The sequence below is a fragment of the Jeotgalicoccus nanhaiensis genome (assembly GCF_015235105.1).
Taxonomy (GTDB): domain Bacteria; phylum Bacillota; class Bacilli; order Staphylococcales; family Salinicoccaceae; genus Jeotgalicoccus; species Jeotgalicoccus nanhaiensis.
In genome coordinates this window covers 351,876-370,678 of record NZ_JADGLW010000003.1, presented here as the reverse complement: position 1 = coordinate 370,678, position 18,803 = coordinate 351,876, and the positions used below count along the sequence as shown (strand labels likewise).

17 protein-coding genes are annotated in these 18,803 nt (G+C 41.3%); 4 read left to right on the top strand and 13 right to left on the bottom strand.

Features of this window, described 5'->3' with window-relative positions:
* Nucleotides 1–105: 105 nt before the first annotated feature.
* Nucleotides 106–1,671 carry a sodium/proline symporter PutP gene (gene putP, locus IR135_RS06395; protein ID WP_369891142.1) on the top strand — a complete coding sequence of 522 codons (1,566 nt, stop codon included), beginning with the start codon at nucleotides 106–108 and terminating at the stop codon, nucleotides 1,669–1,671.
* Nucleotides 1,672–1,735: 64 nt separating this feature from the next.
* Here putP and IR135_RS06390 read toward each other — a convergent pair whose 3' ends face one another.
* From IR135_RS06390 to IR135_RS06380, 3 genes are read right to left on the bottom strand one after another with little or no spacing between them, the layout of a single operon-like run.
* The gene (locus IR135_RS06390) at nucleotides 1,736–3,955 is read right to left on the bottom strand and encodes a TRAP transporter permease (protein ID WP_135097817.1); all 2,220 of its coding nucleotides are present in this window, start codon (nucleotides 3,953–3,955) and stop codon (nucleotides 1,736–1,738) included.
* 3 nt (nucleotides 3,956–3,958) lie between these two features.
* On the bottom strand, nucleotides 3,959–4,474 hold the full coding sequence (locus tag IR135_RS06385; protein ID WP_135097815.1) for a DUF1850 domain-containing protein: 516 nt from the start codon (nucleotides 4,472–4,474) through the stop codon (nucleotides 3,959–3,961).
* A gap of 4 nt (nucleotides 4,475–4,478) precedes the next feature.
* Nucleotides 4,479–5,477, bottom strand: coding sequence for a TAXI family TRAP transporter solute-binding subunit (locus tag IR135_RS06380; protein ID WP_135097814.1), 999 nt, complete (start codon nucleotides 5,475–5,477; stop codon nucleotides 4,479–4,481).
* Nucleotides 5,478–5,648: 171 nt separating this feature from the next.
* Between IR135_RS06380 and IR135_RS06375 the strand changes: the two genes are divergently transcribed.
* Nucleotides 5,649–6,638, top strand: a complete 990-nt coding sequence (locus tag IR135_RS06375) for a YeiH family protein (RefSeq protein WP_194194251.1) — start codon at nucleotides 5,649–5,651, stop codon at nucleotides 6,636–6,638.
* Between the two features lie 20 nt (nucleotides 6,639–6,658).
* Here IR135_RS06375 and IR135_RS06370 read toward each other — a convergent pair whose 3' ends face one another.
* From IR135_RS06370 to IR135_RS06360, 3 genes are all read right to left on the bottom strand, one after another.
* Nucleotides 6,659–7,420, bottom strand: coding sequence for a YqjF family protein (locus IR135_RS06370; RefSeq protein ID WP_167753381.1), 762 nt, complete (start codon nucleotides 7,418–7,420; stop codon nucleotides 6,659–6,661).
* Nucleotides 7,421–7,519: 99 nt separating this feature from the next.
* Nucleotides 7,520–9,028, bottom strand: a complete 1,509-nt coding sequence (locus tag IR135_RS06365) for an SLC13 family permease (protein ID WP_228063443.1) — start codon at nucleotides 9,026–9,028, stop codon at nucleotides 7,520–7,522.
* Between the two features lie 590 nt (nucleotides 9,029–9,618).
* Complete coding sequence (locus tag IR135_RS06360; protein ID WP_135097986.1) at nucleotides 9,619–10,638, bottom strand: PTS sugar transporter subunit IIC; 1,020 nt, start codon at nucleotides 10,636–10,638, stop codon at nucleotides 9,619–9,621.
* A gap of 195 nt (nucleotides 10,639–10,833) precedes the next feature.
* On the opposite strand from IR135_RS06360, the gene IR135_RS06355 reads away from it, so the two are divergent.
* Both IR135_RS06355 and IR135_RS06350 read left to right on the top strand, forming a co-directional pair.
* Entirely contained in the window at nucleotides 10,834–11,181 is a 348-nt protein-coding gene (locus IR135_RS06355; RefSeq protein ID WP_135097808.1) for a hypothetical protein, read from the top strand.
* 114 nt (nucleotides 11,182–11,295) lie between these two features.
* Nucleotides 11,296–12,723 (top strand): aldehyde dehydrogenase family protein, encoded by a 1,428-nt coding sequence (locus IR135_RS06350; protein ID WP_135097806.1) that lies wholly within the window; start codon nucleotides 11,296–11,298, stop codon nucleotides 12,721–12,723.
* 29 nt (nucleotides 12,724–12,752) lie between these two features.
* On the opposite strand, the gene IR135_RS06345 is transcribed toward IR135_RS06350, so the two are convergent.
* From IR135_RS06345 to IR135_RS06315, 7 genes are all read right to left on the bottom strand, one after another.
* Nucleotides 12,753–13,952 carry an MFS transporter gene (locus IR135_RS06345; protein WP_135097804.1) on the bottom strand — a complete coding sequence of 400 codons (1,200 nt, stop codon included), beginning with the start codon at nucleotides 13,950–13,952 and terminating at the stop codon, nucleotides 12,753–12,755.
* A gap of 24 nt (nucleotides 13,953–13,976) precedes the next feature.
* Nucleotides 13,977–14,489 carry a GNAT family N-acetyltransferase gene (locus tag IR135_RS06340; RefSeq protein WP_167753380.1) on the bottom strand — a complete coding sequence of 171 codons (513 nt, stop codon included), beginning with the start codon at nucleotides 14,487–14,489 and terminating at the stop codon, nucleotides 13,977–13,979.
* Between the two features lie 102 nt (nucleotides 14,490–14,591).
* Nucleotides 14,592–15,029, bottom strand: a complete 438-nt coding sequence (locus IR135_RS06335) for a MarR family winged helix-turn-helix transcriptional regulator (RefSeq protein ID WP_135097800.1) — start codon at nucleotides 15,027–15,029, stop codon at nucleotides 14,592–14,594.
* 70 nt (nucleotides 15,030–15,099) lie between these two features.
* On the bottom strand, nucleotides 15,100–15,786 hold the full coding sequence (locus IR135_RS06330) for a PepSY domain-containing protein (protein WP_167753379.1): 687 nt from the start codon (nucleotides 15,784–15,786) through the stop codon (nucleotides 15,100–15,102).
* Entirely contained in the window at nucleotides 15,770–17,143 is a 1,374-nt protein-coding gene (locus IR135_RS06325; protein WP_135097798.1) for a sensor histidine kinase, read from the bottom strand. Before IR135_RS06325 ends, IR135_RS06330 begins: the two co-directional genes overlap by 17 nt.
* Before the next feature lie 3 nt (nucleotides 17,144–17,146).
* On the bottom strand, nucleotides 17,147–17,821 hold the full coding sequence (locus tag IR135_RS06320) for a response regulator transcription factor (RefSeq protein ID WP_135097796.1): 675 nt from the start codon (nucleotides 17,819–17,821) through the stop codon (nucleotides 17,147–17,149).
* Nucleotides 17,822–17,924: 103 nt separating this feature from the next.
* A complete protein-coding gene (locus tag IR135_RS06315) occupies nucleotides 17,925–18,764 on the bottom strand; it encodes a PepSY domain-containing protein (RefSeq protein ID WP_167753378.1) in 840 nt (279 codons plus the stop codon).
* Between the last annotated feature and the right edge of the window lie 39 nt (nucleotides 18,765–18,803).

The following is an 18,803-nucleotide window of genomic DNA, read 5'->3' as shown; positions in this document are numbered from 1 at the left end:
ATTCTTTTACTTTAAAAAGATGGAATTTTCTTATGTTTGTGTAATTGATTTTAAATTCTGCAAACAGCTCGAATTTATTTCGCAAAGGGGAGAGGATTTATTATGATTCTTAACACAGTAACAGGATCCGCTTTTACATTTACAGCGGGTTGGGAACAATATTTGATGATGGCAGTGTATTTTATCATTCTGATTGCAATCGGAATATACGCTTATAAAAAGTCCACATCAAACCTTAACGAGTATATGCTCGGCGGGCGTAATATCGGTCCATGGGTTACCGCCTTGTCTGCCGGCGCTTCCGACATGTCAGGCTGGATGCTGATGGGGCTTCCAGGCAGTATGTACAGCGTCGGACTTTCAAGTATTTGGATTGCCGTCGGTTTAACAATCGGTGCCTACGTAAACTACATAGTGGTCGCTCCGAGACTCCGTGTATACTCGGAAGTTTCCAACGATTCAATTACGCTTCCGGACTTTTTTGAAAATCGTTTTAAAGACCACAAGCACATGCTGAGAATTATAGCTGGCCTCGTAATCGTTATATTCTTCGCTGTTTATACAGCGAGCGGCATGGTATCAGGCGGTAAATTGTTCGAGAGTGCATTTAACCTGCCGTATCATTGGGGCCTATTCCTTACAGCAGGAGTCGTTGTAATCTATACATTCTTTGGCGGTTACCTTGCTGTAAGTCTGACCGACTTCTTCCAAGGGACGATAATGTTTATTGCTATCGTTATGATTCCGATTGCCACATGGATGACTCTCACAGGACAAGGCATTGAGCCGTTTGTAAGAATAGAAGAGCTCGGCGCGATAGCGGACATCAACTATCTGTCCTTAATCAGCGGGGTTTCTATTATTACTATTATCGGTAACCTGGCATGGGGCTTCGGTTATTTCGGACAGCCGCATATCATCGTCCGCTTTATGTCGATAAGATCTCATAAGATTGTTCCTCAGGCACGTCGTATTGGTATTATCTGGATGGCAATTTCACTAATCGGAGCCTGCTTAACAGGGTTACTTGGTATCGCATTTACGGATGCTACCCGGCACGAAGTAGCAGATGCCGAAACGATTCTGGTTCTAATGAGTCAGGTATTATTCCATCCATTAGTCGGCGGATTCTTCCTGGCAGCAATTTTAGCAGCTATTATGAGTACTATTTCATCTCAGCTGTTAGTCACTTCAAGTTCGCTTGTTCAGGATTTCTATAAAATGATTCGTCTGAAAATGATCGGCGGGACAGAAACCAAATCCGAAGAAGAACAAGACAAACTTTTTGTTTTAGTCGGAAGAATATCTGTCATTATTGTTGCGCTTGTTGCAATTGTTATAGCATGGGATGACGAGTCAGTAATTCTTGATATTGTCGCCAATGCATGGGCCGGTTTCGGTGCTGCATTTGGTCCGCTGGTAGTTATGGCTCTGCACTGGAAAGGCATGACACGTTCTGGTGCTATCGCGTCAATCATCGGTGGGGCCGCAACTGTTATTATATGGATTGCAGCCGGTACATTCGGTACAGGTTTGTATGAAATCGTTCCTGGTGTAATCGTCGCTACCTTGTTAGGTATCATCGTAAGTAAGATGACTCAGAGTGAACTTCAACCGGAAATGAAACAGGAATTTGAAGAAACTGAAAGAATTTTAAAAGAAGATAAGTAAACTTATACTGAACTTAAAAACACGCGGCCGTATTTTACGGCCGCGTGTTTTACTTTCTTTTTTATTAAGCTGCCGCCGGTTCTCTCTTTTTCTTCTTATACAGCTGATAGAGAACAAGCAGAATGAACAGACCGAAACCTATTGAATCGGTTATAAGATCGCTCTGGATAAACAAGAGAGCCGTTATAACAGCAATGATTCTTTCCGCAATATTATATTTTACAAACATAAAGTTTTGTATAAAGGACGCAAACATCGCCATACCGACTGCCGCTGTCATAATTGCCCAGATCATTTCCATTGCACTTGCATCTGTAATCAGCAGAATTGTAGGGTTTATGGCGAACATAAACGGCAGAAGAAGCGCAGCCGAGTCATATTTAAAACCTTGCACTCCAGTTCTGATCGGTCCTGCTTTCGCTATACCAGCTGTCGCATACGCCGGCAGATTGATCGGAGGCGTATCGTCAGCAAGAACACCATAGTACAATACAAACAAGTGTGCCACAATGACCGGCAATCCAAGGTTTGTCAGCACAGGAGCTATAACAGCCGCAAGCACTACGTACGTCGCCGTGGTCGGCAGCCCCATACCAAGCAAGAGACATGCAAATACCGTCAGAATAAGCGCAATATACAGCTGAGTATTATCAGTAATCATAAAGTTCGGCAGCATACTTTCAATCGTGTCTGAAAAATTGATGACTATTCTTGTGAATTTAGTTGATAAGCCGCTCGTTGTGATTACGCCGATCAGAATACCTGCTGTCGCACAAGCAACAACAATACTTAAGGCGTTTCTGGATGCTTTATCGAAACCTTCCAGCAGCTGTTTAAAGCCGTACTTTTGCGGCGTCACATCCCGCTTGGTCATCTTCTGGAATATCGCAAAAAGCAGAGCGACAATAATACCGCCGAGCACCATGGTAAATATCGGACTGCGCCAGCGGATAGTTTCAGCATTAAACAGACCTAAACCGATCGCATTATCGAATATTGACAGACCCTGATTCACAAATACAATTAAATACTGCATAGAGAACGTTAAAGCCAGTAATATTGCGGCAAATATAATCGTCCGTCCCATACTTTCTTTAAAACGATATGCAAAAAAAGCAATAATAATCATGGCGATAATCGAGTAAAATGCCGAAGCATTAACTGATGCTCTTTCAACTACCAGGAAGTAAAGCAATATTAAAATAGGTACAATCAGATAACCCTGACTGAGCAGCAGCTTTCTTGCCGATGTCATTTCAGACCTGTCGATACCGGATATATTATGTTTGTTGGCTTCGAAATGAACCATGAACAATATTCCGACATAGGCAAGCAGCGCTGGTATCAACGCACTTTTAATAATTTCAAAGTAAGGAATACCTGTAAATTCAACCATTATAAATGCAGCAGCCCCCATTACAGGAGGAAGAAACTGCCCGCTCGATGATGCAGCAACCTCAACGCCTCCGGCAACATGCGGCGGAAATCCTACTTTCTTCATTAAAGGAATTGTAAATGTTCCCGTAGTCACCGCATTCGCAGTCGAACTGCCTGAAATACTTCCCATCATTCCGCTTGCTACCACGCTTGCTTTGGCGGGCCCGCCTTTGTATTTACCAAATCCGCGTATGGCAAGATCAATGAACATCTTTCCAGCTCCAGTGGACTCGAGTATTGCTCCAAATAGTATAAAAATAAATACAAACTGGGCGGAAGCGTATATTGGCGTGCCGAAGATACCATTACTTCTGTATGTAATTTCGTATACGAATCTTGAGAAATCACCTCTGTTGTGGTAAAACTGTCCAGGTAAAAATTCTCCGGCAAAGAAATAACCGATTCCTATCAGCGCAATAATTACAAGCGGCAAACCAACAACCCGCCTGGTCGCTTCGATAACAATAACGATAAATAGCGCACCCATAATCAAATCTAAATCTGTTGGACGTGCTGACATTATTTCTGGTGCATCCTGTCTTTGTATTAAATATATCCCTAACAGAAGCGATATTGCTGCTAGAATAAAATCATATATCGGAATTGTTTTTTGAGATGTTCCTTTTTTGATCGGAAAAATTAAAAACACCAGTACTATTGCCAGCGTAAGGTGAATAATCAAAAATGTTTTTGAGCCGATGCCTGGCAAGCCGAATCCTGCTACATAAAGATGGAATACCGCCAGCAGAATAGAAATCGAACTAACCAGTATCGTCAGCTTCTTTCCAAGATCCCTGTCGCTGCCTTCCAATTCCTGAATTAATTTCTGTTGTTCTTTAGCATCCATTAGTTAATCACCTCTAAAATAACCTTTCATTAATTTCACTTCTAAATTTTTCCCTTTATAAGGTGCCTCAGAAATGAGGATATCTTTGTCCCCTATTACAATATGGTGAGGAAACACTGATGAAGGTCTGATTCGCAACGTACCTCCATGTACTTTACGATTTATATTTTTGATGATGAACTTCCCATCATCTATTTCGACATCTTCACCCTCATAAGGCATGCCTGCTCCAAACGATTCTGTATGACTTTCCATCGTATAAATTCCATCACTCCGTACTTCAAAAACTTCACTTACCGGCGAACGTTCGACAGAATGTATATAATTCACTGCAAAGTGTTCTCCATATTCAATATTCTGTTCAAATAGCTTTTCTTCAGTGCTCATATCTTCAATAATAATTTTTAACGGCTGATTCAGCTGAAATATTATCGCTATCTCCAGGAGGATAAAAAGACTTGTAAGGGATAAAAAGGCATTGCGTATATGCAATGCCTTTTTACAGTTATCTTTACTCATTTAATCACTGCTCATCATAATAGCGCTGAACACCAGGATGCAGATCGATTGACATACCTTCTTCTGCAGTATCAAGTGACAGCTCTTCCCCGCGGACATGAGCATTCGCCATTTGGTCCAGGTTATCAAAAATTGCTTTAGTCATTTCGTACATCTGGTCTTCCGGAATATCATTGGAAGCAATCAGCATCGCCTGCACTGCAACTGTAGATGCTGTGCTGTCAAAGTTATCATATGCATCTGCAGGGATGTCTTGTTTTGTATAATAAGTGTATTCTTCCATCAGACTATCCATTGCATCTTCATCAAAACTCACAATTCTCACATCTGCACTTGCACTTAGTTCCTGAATAGCACCGGTCGGTGTTCCTGCAGTAACAAAAGCAGCATCAACGTTTCCATCTTGCAAGTTAGTAGAAGCATCCGCAAAGTCTAAGTATTGAGCATCAATGTCGTCAACTGTCATGCCATGTGCTTCGATAATCTGATTAGCATTTGCTTCCGTTCCAGACCCCATGTCACCGATAGCAACACGTTTTCCTTCAAGATCAGCCACTGATTCAATACCTGAGTCCGCTAAAGTAACCAGCTGAACTGTTTCAGGATAAATAGTGAATACACCGCTGTAGTTATCGAGAACTTCACTGAACATATTACTTCCCTCAGCACCGTAAAATGCGATGTCATTCTGCACGAGAGCGAGCTGGGCTTCTCCGTTATTTAACTGTTCCGCATTAGAAACTGATGCTCCAGAAGATACACCCGTAGCACTCACATTATCGAGAGATGAATCAATAATATCAGCCATCGCAACTCCTAAGGGGAAGTAGACTCCGGCTTCGCCGCCTGTAAGCAGAGTAACATTTTCGATCCAGTCCTCTCCGCCTGCAGCATCCCCTGACTCTCCGCTGCTCTCCTGTTCGTCACCTGAGTCATCCCCGCATGCTGCTAAAACCAGCAAAACTGCAGACAACATCATTAAAAACCATTGGTTCTTTTTCATTAAATTAGTCCCCTTTCAATTTTTTTACTTTCTTACCAGCAATCTTAACATAAAAACGCTTTCAATAATTAGAAAATTCCTATTTAATTTTATACCTTTTCCATGATTCATTTTCCTGATTCCCACAATCTTGTTAAAGTGCTACTATTATCATTAATGAGGTGCACAAATATGATATATAAATATTTCAACAGAACATTTATTTTTGGTATTTTATTTACTTTTATCGTCGCTGTTTTAAGCATTACGCTCTCGAAGTTACCGGTTATTTCAAGTATCGGCGCACTGGCAGTAGCACTTGTTATCGGCGTAATTTACAGACAGACTCTCGGCTATCCTGAAGCTTTACGTCCCGGGATTACATTTTCAGCCAAAAAACTTCTGCGTTTTGCTATCGTACTGTACGGTTTTAAACTTAACCTGCAATTAATTATCAGCGATGGCTGGATTATGATTCTTCTAGGCATCGGTGTCATCGCGTTCAGTTTTGCCCTTATGCATATATTGAATAAGTATTTTAAAACTAATTCATCAATTATGTTTCTGCTGGCAGCAGGAACTGGAATTTGCGGGGCTGCGGCGATATCTGCAGTCAGTTCAATCATCAAGGCGAAAGAAGAAGATACTGCTATCAGTATCGGTTTGATTTCTGTTGTGGGAACAGTCTTTGCCCTCAGCTATACATTTATCGGCCCATTATTCGATATGAATGATATTACATATGGTGTATGGAGCGGTCTCAGTCTCCATGAAATTGCTCAGGTTGTACTGGCAGGGGGCAGTGCCAATGACGAGGGTATGGCAATGGCCTTACTTTCTAAATTAAGCAGAGTATTTCTGCTTATTCCTGTAAGTTTTCTGCTGATGTATTTCGTTTCCAGAAAACAGCATAAGAAAACTGGCGGAAAAGTTGATATTCCTTACTTTCTTTTCTTTTTCGTCCTGATAGCAATATTAAATACATTTATCACAATACCTGAAGGGTTGAGCGCAGTAATTGATCAGCTGACCACTCTGTTAATGGTTATGGCCATGGTCGGTCTCGGTCTCAGTGTTTCACTGCAATCCATCCGGGAAAAAGCATTAAAACCGCTTTACGCTTTAGTTATTACATCGATTTTATTATCGGTAATTACATTTTATATTGCATCTATTATTTAAATAAAAAAGGACAGCTGAAGTCAGCTGTCCTTTTTAGTTTCTCTAATAATCTCAGGCGGCCAGAAGAGTACATCAAGCGATTCTACATAATAAGCCTTTATTGTTTCTCCTGTTATTTCTCCCGGCAGCAGTGAGTTTAACGCATCTGTTTCATAAGTGACAGCCGCTTTGGCCGGTTTCCAAGGAAGATGATGAATACCAACACTGACGATATTACCTCTCACTGTATTAAAAAGATAATATCTTTCAAAAAGCCAGTAATCCAATGTGCCGGAAATTGAAAGTTCCTGCTTTGAAACCGGCCTGTATCTTCCCTTAAAATAAGGTTTCTTTCCTCTTTGCAGCTGCCGTCTGCTGTAATATTCTGTCCAGCCGTTTATTTCTTCAGCATTCATTTTCGCTTTGTAATACGGCAGCGTACCGAGCCGTGCCCCTATAACAGGCATTATTTTTTCTGCATCAAGACTAAAGAAATATATACCCGGGACATTTTTATATTTTACATACGTTCTTACATTCAATTCCAGAAATTCGTGAAAATACGGAAATCGCGGCAGTCCTCTTAATTGGAGTTTATTCACTTTAAAAGGGAATATGGAAATCCACGCTTCCCCTCCGTACAAGTCGAGCTCGAGTTCTTTTGGAATATGGGATATTAATTTTGCAGCATCTGCAGGAATATGCATGCACAGAAGATTTTCCCAGCGCTGATACATCATCCATGGTCCTTTTGGGAGCGGCGCATTTCTATGGTTTAAATAATTTAACAGCTTATTTTTCATTATCCCCCTCCTGTATTGTATATAGACTTCCGCTCCCCAGTCCAAACCGTAAAAAGAAAAAAACCGCTCTTTGAAGAGAGCGGTTAACATCCATTTCTTTTACAGCAGACCAATCCACTGCCAATACGTGGCAGACAGTAGAATGATAAGCAGATAGCCTCCGACTGTAAGGAAGATACCGGATTTCAGTAAGTCGTTTACTGTAAACGTTCCTGTTCCGTAAGCAAGCATATTCTGCGGTGCACTTACCGGCAGCAGGAAGCCGAAACAAATAACAAATTGCTGAACCAGTACAAACCCAAGTGATGCATCGCCCATATTCAGCGTAGTCGTCAAGGCGATAAATACCGGAATCAGCGCAGATGCAAGTGAAGTTGCACTCGCAAAGCCGAGATGAATAATAATGTTAAATACAGAAACGAGAGCAATAACTGCGACCAGCGGAAATGCATCGAGTCCCATGGCACCAAATGTCACATCAGATAACCATTGTGCTGCCCCTGTTCGGAGCAGTACAGTACCGAGTGATATACCTATCGCAAATACGATAATCGTTCCCCAGTTAATTGTGCTTTCCACTTCTTTCCATGTAAAGACACCAATTTTAGGTGACAGCATAAGCGCAAGAGCAATTAACGTAATTGAGGATGAATCAAACGGATGCAGTATACCTTCTGTTGCCCAAAAAATGAGAAGCAGTGCAGCAATTGTTATCAGTCGCCATTCAACAGGTTTAATAGGACCAAGTTCCGCGAGTTCTTTATCAATGAGTTCACGTCCGCCGCTGATTTCATCAGTTTCAGCTTTAAAGAAGCGTGTCATTACAAAGTAAAGAAGTATACTCATTATAATTGAGAACGGCGCTGCATAGATAAACCAGTCAATCCATGAAACGTCCTCGCCCATCGCTTCGTTAATAAATCCGACGGCCACGAGGTTTTGTGCTGCGGCAGTTTTGATACCGACGTTCCAAATTGATACTGCCTGTACAGCTGTAACAATTAATAAGGTAGCAAGTTTACTATCTTTCGGCATACCAAAGGCTGCTACCATACCTATTAAAATCGGTATGACTGCACCTGCTCTTGCCGTTGCTGAGGGAACGAAAAAGGCCAGTAAAATCGAGACCAGAATCGTGCCCAAAACAATCGCATTCGTTTTATTTCCTACAATTCTCAATACGTAGAGCGCGAGACGCTTATGCAGATTGGTAATCTGCATGGCACTGGCAAGGAAGAGAGCTGCTGCAACAAGTGCCAGAGCTGAGCTTGAAAAACCTGAAAAAGCCAATGACAAGGCATTGCTTGTACCAAATTGTTCTGCGCCGTCAGGCACATCAAGTGCGGCGCCAATATCATTTGCAGGCACTGGTGAAAGCCCCAGCAAGATGATGAGCAGACCGACAATCATTACTGCAGAGACCGGATATTTAACAGCTTCGGTTACCCACATGATTACCGCAAATGCCAGAACTGACAACGCTCTGAGTCCGACGACCCCGAGTGCTTCCGGAGCAGGTAAAAAGTTAATAATTATTAAAACTAAAAAAGCAACAATAATCCAGACCGGCTTATAGCCTTTCTTTTCTTTTTCCATCTTGTCCGCCATTAGACAGTCACTCCTTTAATATCTCTGAAGGTTCACTGCCAATATAACATTATTTACCTCTAATTAGCCCCTATAGTTTAATCTGTCACAATACTTTCAAAGTCTTAATTTTTTTATTTTTCTTGCACATAAATTTTTGCATTAAGTTAATATGAAATATATTATTGTAATAATACTCTTCATTTCACCTTATAAAACGGGTTGGGATACTTATGAGAATCTGTGACGCCAATCCTGGAGATCTTGGGTACACATGAGACCCCATCATGCCAACTCTGGAGTTTCCGGATACACATGAGATCCGATCATCCCAACCCCACAGCTCGCGGATACACATGAGACCCCATCATGCCAATCCTGAAGCTTCCGGATACATATGAGATCCGATCATACCTACCCTACAGACCGCGGATACACATGAGACCTGATCATCCCAACCCCGGAAACCTAGCTATTACTCTAGCAGCAAGCAACTGATCCGGTAACCTGTCATTAATCTAATTCATTCTATAAAAAATGGCTTGGAAGTCTTAAAATCAAGATTTCCAAGCCATTTCTTTTATTGTCTTAAAGCTTTTGTTCCAGCCTTCTTATAATGAATCCTTAAGCACTTCACTGTTATAAATTTTAGTATTTCTGAATACATAAGAACCTGCTACTGCAATAAGGAATGAGATCACTGCACATATTGCTGCATATGTTAAAACCTGTACTGCAGGATTATAACCGAACATTACCAGCAATCCGGGCACCGGTGCTGCTGTACCGGGAGCATCATTTACCATTCCCGACATCGCAATAACCATCCCCGATAAACCGCCGCCTATAAAGTTAGTGACGTACATAGGTATAGGATTCGCAGTGATCAGATCTGCCTTCGAAAGCGGCTCGATTGCTACTGAAATAATCGATTTTAAATCTCCTATTTTAAGTTTATAGAAGAGCCACGCGTTTGCTGGCGAAGAAGCGAAAGCGGATAAGGCAGCTACTGCCATCGGCACCCCTGTCAGTCCGAGCAGGGCAGTTAATGCCATGGAGCTCAGCGGCGAAATCCCGACTACTGTAACAATACCCCCGAGCATCAACCCCATAAGCAGCGGACTTGTATCCGTAGCAGTCTGAATAATTGTTCCAATCTCCAGCAGTGAGTTGTCCACAAGCGGTGTAATAAATAATCCCAGCAGACGAATGACCGGCAAAGCGATTAAAATTACAATGATAAAGTCGAGTCCTTTAGGAATAACCCGCTGCAGCCAAAGTACACCAAATGATACGATATATGCTGCAAACAGCCCCGGAATCAGTCCCATGTCACCAAATCCTGCGGCCAGGATTGCAGAGTTTACCGGGTTAACTTTCATAGCCAGACAGACAAGCATAACTACTATCGTGCCATCCAGACCTCCTGCCACTGTTCCAGCAGTCTGGAAAAATTCGAGATCAAAAAGATCTCCAATAACAAATGTATTTAAAGCTTCAACCAAATATGTAGCGATTGCAGCACCTGCAAAAGCACCCATCACTTTTGAACCGTAAGGTGCAAAGTGAGTAAATAAAGTGAAAAATACTAAAATAACCAGAAGAAGACCAATGCCTATCAGCTCGTCAATTGTCAAAACCCCCAAATATTTATCTATAATGGTATATTTTATGAAAAGCCTTTCATGAAATTACAATGAGATTAAGTTACCATACGAAAAATTTTTAGTCAATTTTAATTATTGCAATTTTATGTTTATCCTTATGTTAAAATGGTCATATAATTAATAATTGTCTATTTTAAAAAAAATTTCAGGAGGCAGAATATGCTGAAATATCTCGTTAATTTATATGTAGGTTCTAAAGTATTTGAAGGTGGTCTCGATAAGATTAAAGCTGAAGGAAATCTCGGCGAAGATTTTGAATCGGAATTCAATGTCAACAAAGACCAGATGAAAATCGCCGGCTATTTTGAAGCTGTCGGTTCAATTTTTCTTTTCCTGTCGTTCCTCGGGAAAACTTTTACACGTATCGGAACGTTCCTCATTAACGCAGTTCTCGGCGTCGCTATCTTAAAACATCTGAAAGCGGGTCACGGTTATGAGGGAAGTAAAAAAGCACTCGGACTGTTCGGTCTGAACACGCTGAGTTTCCTTTCAACATTCCGTAAATAAACAATCAGCCTGAAGATTTTTCTTCAGGTTTTTAATATGCCTTTTTGTTTGAAAAACTGCTCTACCGGATAAATACAACTATACAGATACACACAAAATTAGGAGGATTCCACTTTGATTAAATATACTCAGCAATTTATAAATGGTGAATGGACAGACAGCGCAAACAATAAAACCATAGAGGTTATTAACCCGGCTACTGAAGAGGTATTTGCAACTGTTGCCGCCGGCAACTCAGAAGATGTCGACAAAGCAGTCGCTGCCGCACACAGCGTTTATCTGAAATTCCGCAATACTCCTGTAAAGGAACGCAGAGAAATGCTCGAACGTATTGCAGATGAATATGAGAAACGGAAAGATGACTTGATTGAAACTATTACAAACGAACTAGGTTCGCCGCTCTCAGTTTCTGAGAATTCCCACTATAATGCTGGGTTAAATCATTTCAGAACTGCTGCAGAAACACTCGATACATTTGAGTTTGAAGAACAGCGGGACGATGCACTCATTGTGAAGGAAAGTATCGGGGTGGCTGGTTTAATTACACCGTGGAACTTCCCGACCAATCAGACCGCCTTAAAATTATCAGCGGCCTTCGCAGCTGGTTCTCCGGTAGTTTTAAAACCAAGTGAAGAGACGCCGGTTACCGCATGTATTTTAGCAGAGATTTTCCAGGCAGCCGGCGTGCCTAAAGGTGTTTTCAATCTCGTAAACGGCGATGGCGACAACGTTGGCACACCGCTCAGTGAACATCCCGATGTCCGGATGATGTCATTTACCGGTTCTGGACGGGCAGGCAAAAGTATTATGGAAAAAGCAGCAGCTGACTTTAAAAAAGTAGCTCTGGAGCTCGGCGGTAAATCTCCTTTAATCGTACTGGATGATGCAGATTTGGATGATGCTGCAGCTTCTGCGGTAAACAGAGTAGTGAGAAACACCGGTCAGGTATGTACAGCCGGCACCCGGACACTCGTACCGGCAGAACTCAAAGATAAGTTTTTAAAGAAACTGAAAGAGAAAATCAGCACTGTAAATGTCGGTGATCCAAGAGCAGAAGGCATAGAAGTCGGTCCGCTTATCAGCAAAAAACAGTTCGACAGAGTGCAGAGTTATATTCAAAAAGGACAGGAAGAAGGCGCAACACTGTATCACGGCGGTACAGGGAAACCAGAAGGTCTCGATACAGGCTACTTCGTTAAACCGACAATATTTACCGATGTTGATAACAGTATGACTATTGCTCAGGAAGAGATTTTCGGCCCTGTAATGAGTGTCATTACTTATAACGATTTAGACGAAGCAATCCGCATTGCCAATGACACTGTTTACGGACTTGCAGGTTATGTTGTCGGCAAGAACAAAGAAAAACTTCAGTATGTTGCACGTTCCATCGAAGCGGGCACAATCAGTATTAATGATTGCGGAGGCCCGAGCAATTTACCATTCGGCGGCTATAAGCAGTCAGGTATAGGACGTGAATGGGGCGATTACGGCATAGAAGAATTTTTAGAAGTAAAATCTATTAAAGGTTATTTTTCATAAAATAAAAAAACGTCCATAAGGGCGTTTTTTTATTTGAAATGCCATATTCTCCGTTTCAGCAAATACAAAAACAGCATGAACAAAATCAGACATAACGTTAAAAATCCAATGTTCATCATTGAAACTCCAAGCCAGCCGCCCTGCATCCAGAATACCCCCGCAAGCGTCCCCCCTACACTAGAACCAGTATAATAGAAAAACAGGTAGAGTGATGATGCCTGGGCTTTATTGCTGTGTGCAATATTCCCGACCCAGCCGCTCGTGAGCGAATGTGCGATAAAGAACCCGAACGTAAACAATATCAGTCCGGCAATAATCATCCATACAGATGGCAGAAGCACTGTAACAAGCCCTGTAATCGCAACAATAATCCCCGCATAAAGCATGACTACTTTACCAAACCTGTAAACAAGATTTCCTGAAAACATCGAACTTAAAACACCCACGAGAAAAATCAGATAAATCCCGCTGACGACGGTTTGGCTGATATTATAATCTTCTATCAGCACGAATGAAACATAATTATAAAGAGAAACATTTGTTCCGAGAAGCAGAAAACCCATTATAAATAAAATAAGCAGCAGCGGGTTTTTCATGTGGCCGGTCAGTGATTTAAGAAGTTCTTTAACATTGAAATCTCTCTTCACGAAATGCTTGGAAGGAGACAATGCATACCAGAAAATAAATGCTGCAAACAGACCGACTGCACCGACGCCAATCAGACCATACTGCCATCCCCATAATCCTGCTGTTACACCTGAAAAAACACGGCCAAATACTGCACCAAGAGCATTTCCGCTTATGTATAATCCCATCGCGCCCGGGAGGCTCCGCGGATGAATTTCTTCTCCAAGATAAGCCATCGCAATAGAAGGCAGGCCGGCAAGCGCCACCCCCTGCACTGCCCGCATAACAATTAATGAGCTGAATGTCGGACTGAAGGCAGTAAGTATACATAGGACCGAAGCAGCGAGCATTGATGCTATCATAATATTTTTCCGTCCTACTGCTTCTGAAATAGAACCGAAAATCAGCATGCTGACTGCGAGAGTAAATGTTGTTACGGAAAGCGATAAACTTGCAGCTGTCGGAGTGACACCATAGTAAGCAGTTAAATCAGGCAGAATCGGCTGCACTACATAGAGTATCGCAAATGTATTAAAGCCTGCGGCGAAAAAAGCGAGTGCTGTCTGTTTGTAACTTTTAGTTCCCCGTTCTATAAAATCCATTTCCATCCCCCATTAAACTTTTAATTACGATTTGTAAACAGTCTGATCGAGCCAGTCTTTAATTCCTCCAAGCGCACTGTTATCAAGCAGCTCCGGATATGTCATCATGACGAGAGGGATAGTATCGTAACCTTCATTAATTACAGGCTGTATATAACTGTAAGAGGATAAATGAAAACCATTTCTCTCATAAAATTTTACGCGGCGTCTCTGTATTTCATCTTCAGGCGGTTCCACTTCGAGGACAACAGGTTTACTGCTCATATCGGTATATGCCTGAAGCGTTTTTGAACCGAGACCTCGTGAACGATGTTTTTCATTCACTGCGAGGTGTTCTAAGAAGCGGTATTTTGTACTGGTCCATTCTGCAAAGAACGCCAGTATTTCGCCATTTTCGCGCAATATATAAACGTTATAATCTGGCTTATCCAGCAGCATCTGCTGTCTTTTAAAATTTCTTATTTCCGACGGCGGAAATGAATCCGTCATCAATGTATATAATTGTTCAAACTCATCTTTCTCTAGTCGTTCCAGCATAATCACACATTCCTTCATTTTAATATTATTATTACTATAGAACAGTTTGGAATATAAAAAAAGCGGTACACGTTTGTGTACCGCTCGAATAACCCCGTATTTTTAATTGCTGCTGTGCGCACTGGCACTGATTTTTTTCAGCATCTCTCTGAAGGCACTCAGCTCTTCGTCACTTAAGGCAGTAAACAAACCTGCAAGAAGTTCGCTGTGTGCAGGGAAAATCCGTGCAATCAGGTTTTCTCCTTCTTCAGTCAATGCCGCTTTCATACTGCGTCTGTCATTCTCATCACGTTTCCGGATTATATAGCCTTTTTGCTGCAGCTTATCCAGTATATAAGTCGTACTTGAATTTGCAATCAATATCCGTTCCTGAATGCGGTTAATCGGCTGGGGACCTTTATTATATAAAAGTTCCAGGACTGCAAACTCGCTGATATTCAGTCCGTACTGCTGTGCATCATTCTTTACCAACTTCTCCAAAATATCATTTGTTCTTTTAATACCGACAAATGCTTTTAAACTTTCTTCCATTCTCGTCATGATATTACTCCTCAGGGGCTTCAAATCCATCAAATTATATAACTTATCAACATCTCTGTCAACGAATGTACTAGTCTTCAAAATAATCATCGTCGAATTCGATATATCTGCTATCGTACATAGCTGCGTATTCAGCTGCCTCATAGACCAGCTGCTCCATCTCTTCATAATCATCATCTATTTCGAGCCATATAACTTTATCAACGATACCTGTGACAGCATTGACTGTAATCAAGGCGCCTTCATCATCATCATTAACCAGCTGCAGAATATAGTACTCTCGGGTGTCTCCTTCACCGCTCCACGTCGAGTAAACATTTATACCGCCGACTTCTGCTGCTGCAATCTCTACAGCTTCTTCAACTGTCAGCTCTGTGTCTTCCTCCGGCTGTTCAGTTTCTTTTTTATCTTCTGTTTGTTCTTCTCTTTGCACCTGCTCTTTTTCTTTATCTTCCTGAACAGTTTTTTCATTTTCCGGATGTTCAGCCACTGTTTGAATATCCTGTACACTCGAATCTTCACGATCCACAGTAATACTGTGTGTCGCCGATTTACCTTTCAAGTTAATCACAAAATAACGGTCGTCGTCTGACAGCGATACCGTTTCAACAGATCCGCCGTAACGTTCTGTAACAACAGCGCGTGCTTCATCTTCGGAGATAAAATCCTGCTGATTTAAGGTTACCCACAGGACACCTATAACAATACCTGCTATGAGTCCTGAGAGCGCAATTACAAATTTACTCCGCTTCGTCATTGTCAGTCTCCTTTTTCATCGTTAATGTGAATGTTGATCCTTCTGTAAAAATACTCTCAGCCGATATCTCAATATCATTATTCTCTGCCAGCTGTTTTGCTATTGATAAACCGAGGCCCGAACCGCCTGTTTTTCTAGTACGGGCTTTATCCACCCGGTAAAAACGGGTAAAAATTTCGTTTAAATCTTCTTTCGGTATTCCGATACCGTAATCTGTCACAGCAATAATAATCGATTTATCCGTTTCATCGATATTGACATCTATATCGTCACTGCTGTACTTATACGCATTATCCAAAAATATGCGCAGCAGCTGTTCGAATGCCGGCGGATTAACATAAACATAAGGATTTTTACCGCCGGAGTCGATATTAATATTGCGTTTAAACACTTTTTCAAGACGTGACGCAACGCTCTCAATCAGCTTCACTGCAGGAACATACTCCTTATCTTGATTTGTATCGCTATGCGTTACTTTTGTAAAACTCAAGAATTGTTCCGTTAAATATTTCATGCGTGCCGTTTCTTCCGAAATTGCGGTGATTCCTTCATCCAGCAAATCTTCACGGGTTTTACCGAAACGTTCCAGCATACTTGCATATGAACTGATTACTGTCAGTGGTGTTTTTAATTCATGTGATGCATTCATGATAAAAGCCTGCTGATTATCATCATGCGCTTTTAAAGTCATCATCATATCGTTATATGAATCGGTCAGCATTTTCAATTCCAGAGTATCAGATTTATTGACCGGTATAGTTTTATAACGCCGTACGTTTTCTGTATCATTCATTCTTTTTACGAGCTTTTTAATCGGGTTCGTAATCAGATTGGTAATGAACTGATTTAAAACGAAGACAAGCAGCAGCAGAACGGCAGTTGAAATGATTAAAATCCACTTTAAAATATTATAAGTATCATATAAAAAATATACATTCTCATATATTTGCAAGCTGTGCACTTCACCGTTTTCCCAAATGACCGGCATAGATATCATGACAAAATTCTCACCCTTAAACGACACTGTATCCGTATACTGCGACGTACTGTACGAACGGCCGAGATCGAGATAGCTTTCTTCTGTAGCAATTCTGACGATAGGCTTTTCCTGTGCATTCAGCATCGTAATATAGTCGTCTGAGAGCGAGAAATACTGCAGGACAGTTTCGCCGCTGATACCATTCTCTTTTGCCTGCTGGATTTCAGTAATTATATTATTGCCGCGATTTTCGAGCTGTCCCATTTCCGCTTCCAGCGAATAATGTTTATAGGCGAAGTAAATTAATAAGTTAGTCAGCACTACAACAATAGCAATCATTACCGTCGTATATAACTGTATTTTCGTCCCAAGTTTCATAAACTAATCCTTAATAATATAACCAATGCCGCGCACACTGGAAATGATTGATGGTTTGTCTGTATCCAGCTTCTTACGAATATACCGCACGTAAACATCCACCGTATTCGTATCGCCAAAGTAATCATATCCCCAGACTGCATCGATGATTTGATCGCGGGACAGCGCGTGGTTTTTATTATTTATAAGATAAAGCAGCACATCGTACTCCTTCTGTGTTAAATAGACTGCTGCGCCGTTACTGTACACTTCTCTTGCTAGAGGACGGATTTCAAGATGGCGGTATTTAATACTTTCTGTCTTCACTTCGCCTGCCGCTGCCGATTTCAGATGCACACGGATTCGTGCAAGCAATTCCTCCACCTCAAATGGTTTTGTCATATAATCATTAGCTCCTGAATCAAGCCCGCTGACTTTATCCATCACAGCGTCCCTTGCAGTGAGCATTATTATTTTAATATCAGAATTTTTCTGTCTGATTCTTCTCAGCACTTCCAGCCCGTTCAGTTCCGGTATCATGACATCGAGCAGCATCAGTGAAAAGCCGCCTGTTTCATACTTTTCCAGCGCTTCTTTTCCTGTATATGCTATATCTGTTATATAACCTTCAAATTCCAATTCAAGCTGAATAACACGTGCAATTTTCTCATCATCTTCCACTATCAATATCTTTTCCATGATATCGCCTCACAATGTTTGTTGGTGCTTGTAATTATATCATGTAAGCGTGCTGCAGCTGTATTTATGAATGATAAAATAACGCCCCGAAGGGCGTTATAAATTAGTCATCAATCTCTGTAACATCACCTGTTTTTGCATTAATCTTCACTTCGTAATCATCAATTTCAAACTCATATTTAAAGTCGTCCGCATCGTATTCCCATTGTTCAATTTCACCATCCGCAGCTTCCAGGGCGGCCTCTCTTGCCTGTTTCAATGAAATGATTTTTTCTGTTTGTGCTGCTTCCAGACGTTTGAATCCGCGCTCGTTATTATCATTGTCATGCTCTTCTTCAAGGACTGACAAATCATCTGCTTTCAGCTTCACTTCGTATTCTTCATTTTTGTTTTCAAGTTTTACTTCGTAATAATACACACCATCATCTTCATCGTAGCTGACTTCTTCTAAAATACCGTCAAATCTTTTTTGGGCTGCTTCGATGGCTTCAAATGATTTGTCGTCTTTAAATGCATCTGAAAGTTTTACTCTGCTATTCGAGCCGTCAGACTGGTTACTATTTTTTTCTGCTGTCTGCTCTTTGTCTTCATCATCACGGTCCAGATCCTGTTCAATAATGCTCAAATCTTCTGCATTCAGTTTCACTTCAAAATCTTCATGACCGTTTTCAATTTCTATGTCATAGTAATAGACGCCCTCATCTTCATCGTATTCAACATCTGTAACTGTCCCCTCGAATTCTTTAAGTGCTTTGTCCACCGCTTCCTGGGCTGTTGTACCTAATTCTGTTTCAGCGTTGTCTCTGACTGTGACTGAGCCGTTACTTTCTTCAGTTTCCCATTCCATATCATCGGCACTTGCCGTTGTATTTGCACCGCATGCTCCTAAAACTAAGACTGATGCCAGTACGCCGCCAGCTAAAAGATTCTTATTCAATTTCATGTCAATCATCCTCCAAAATTTTTCCGCTGTATTTGTGCG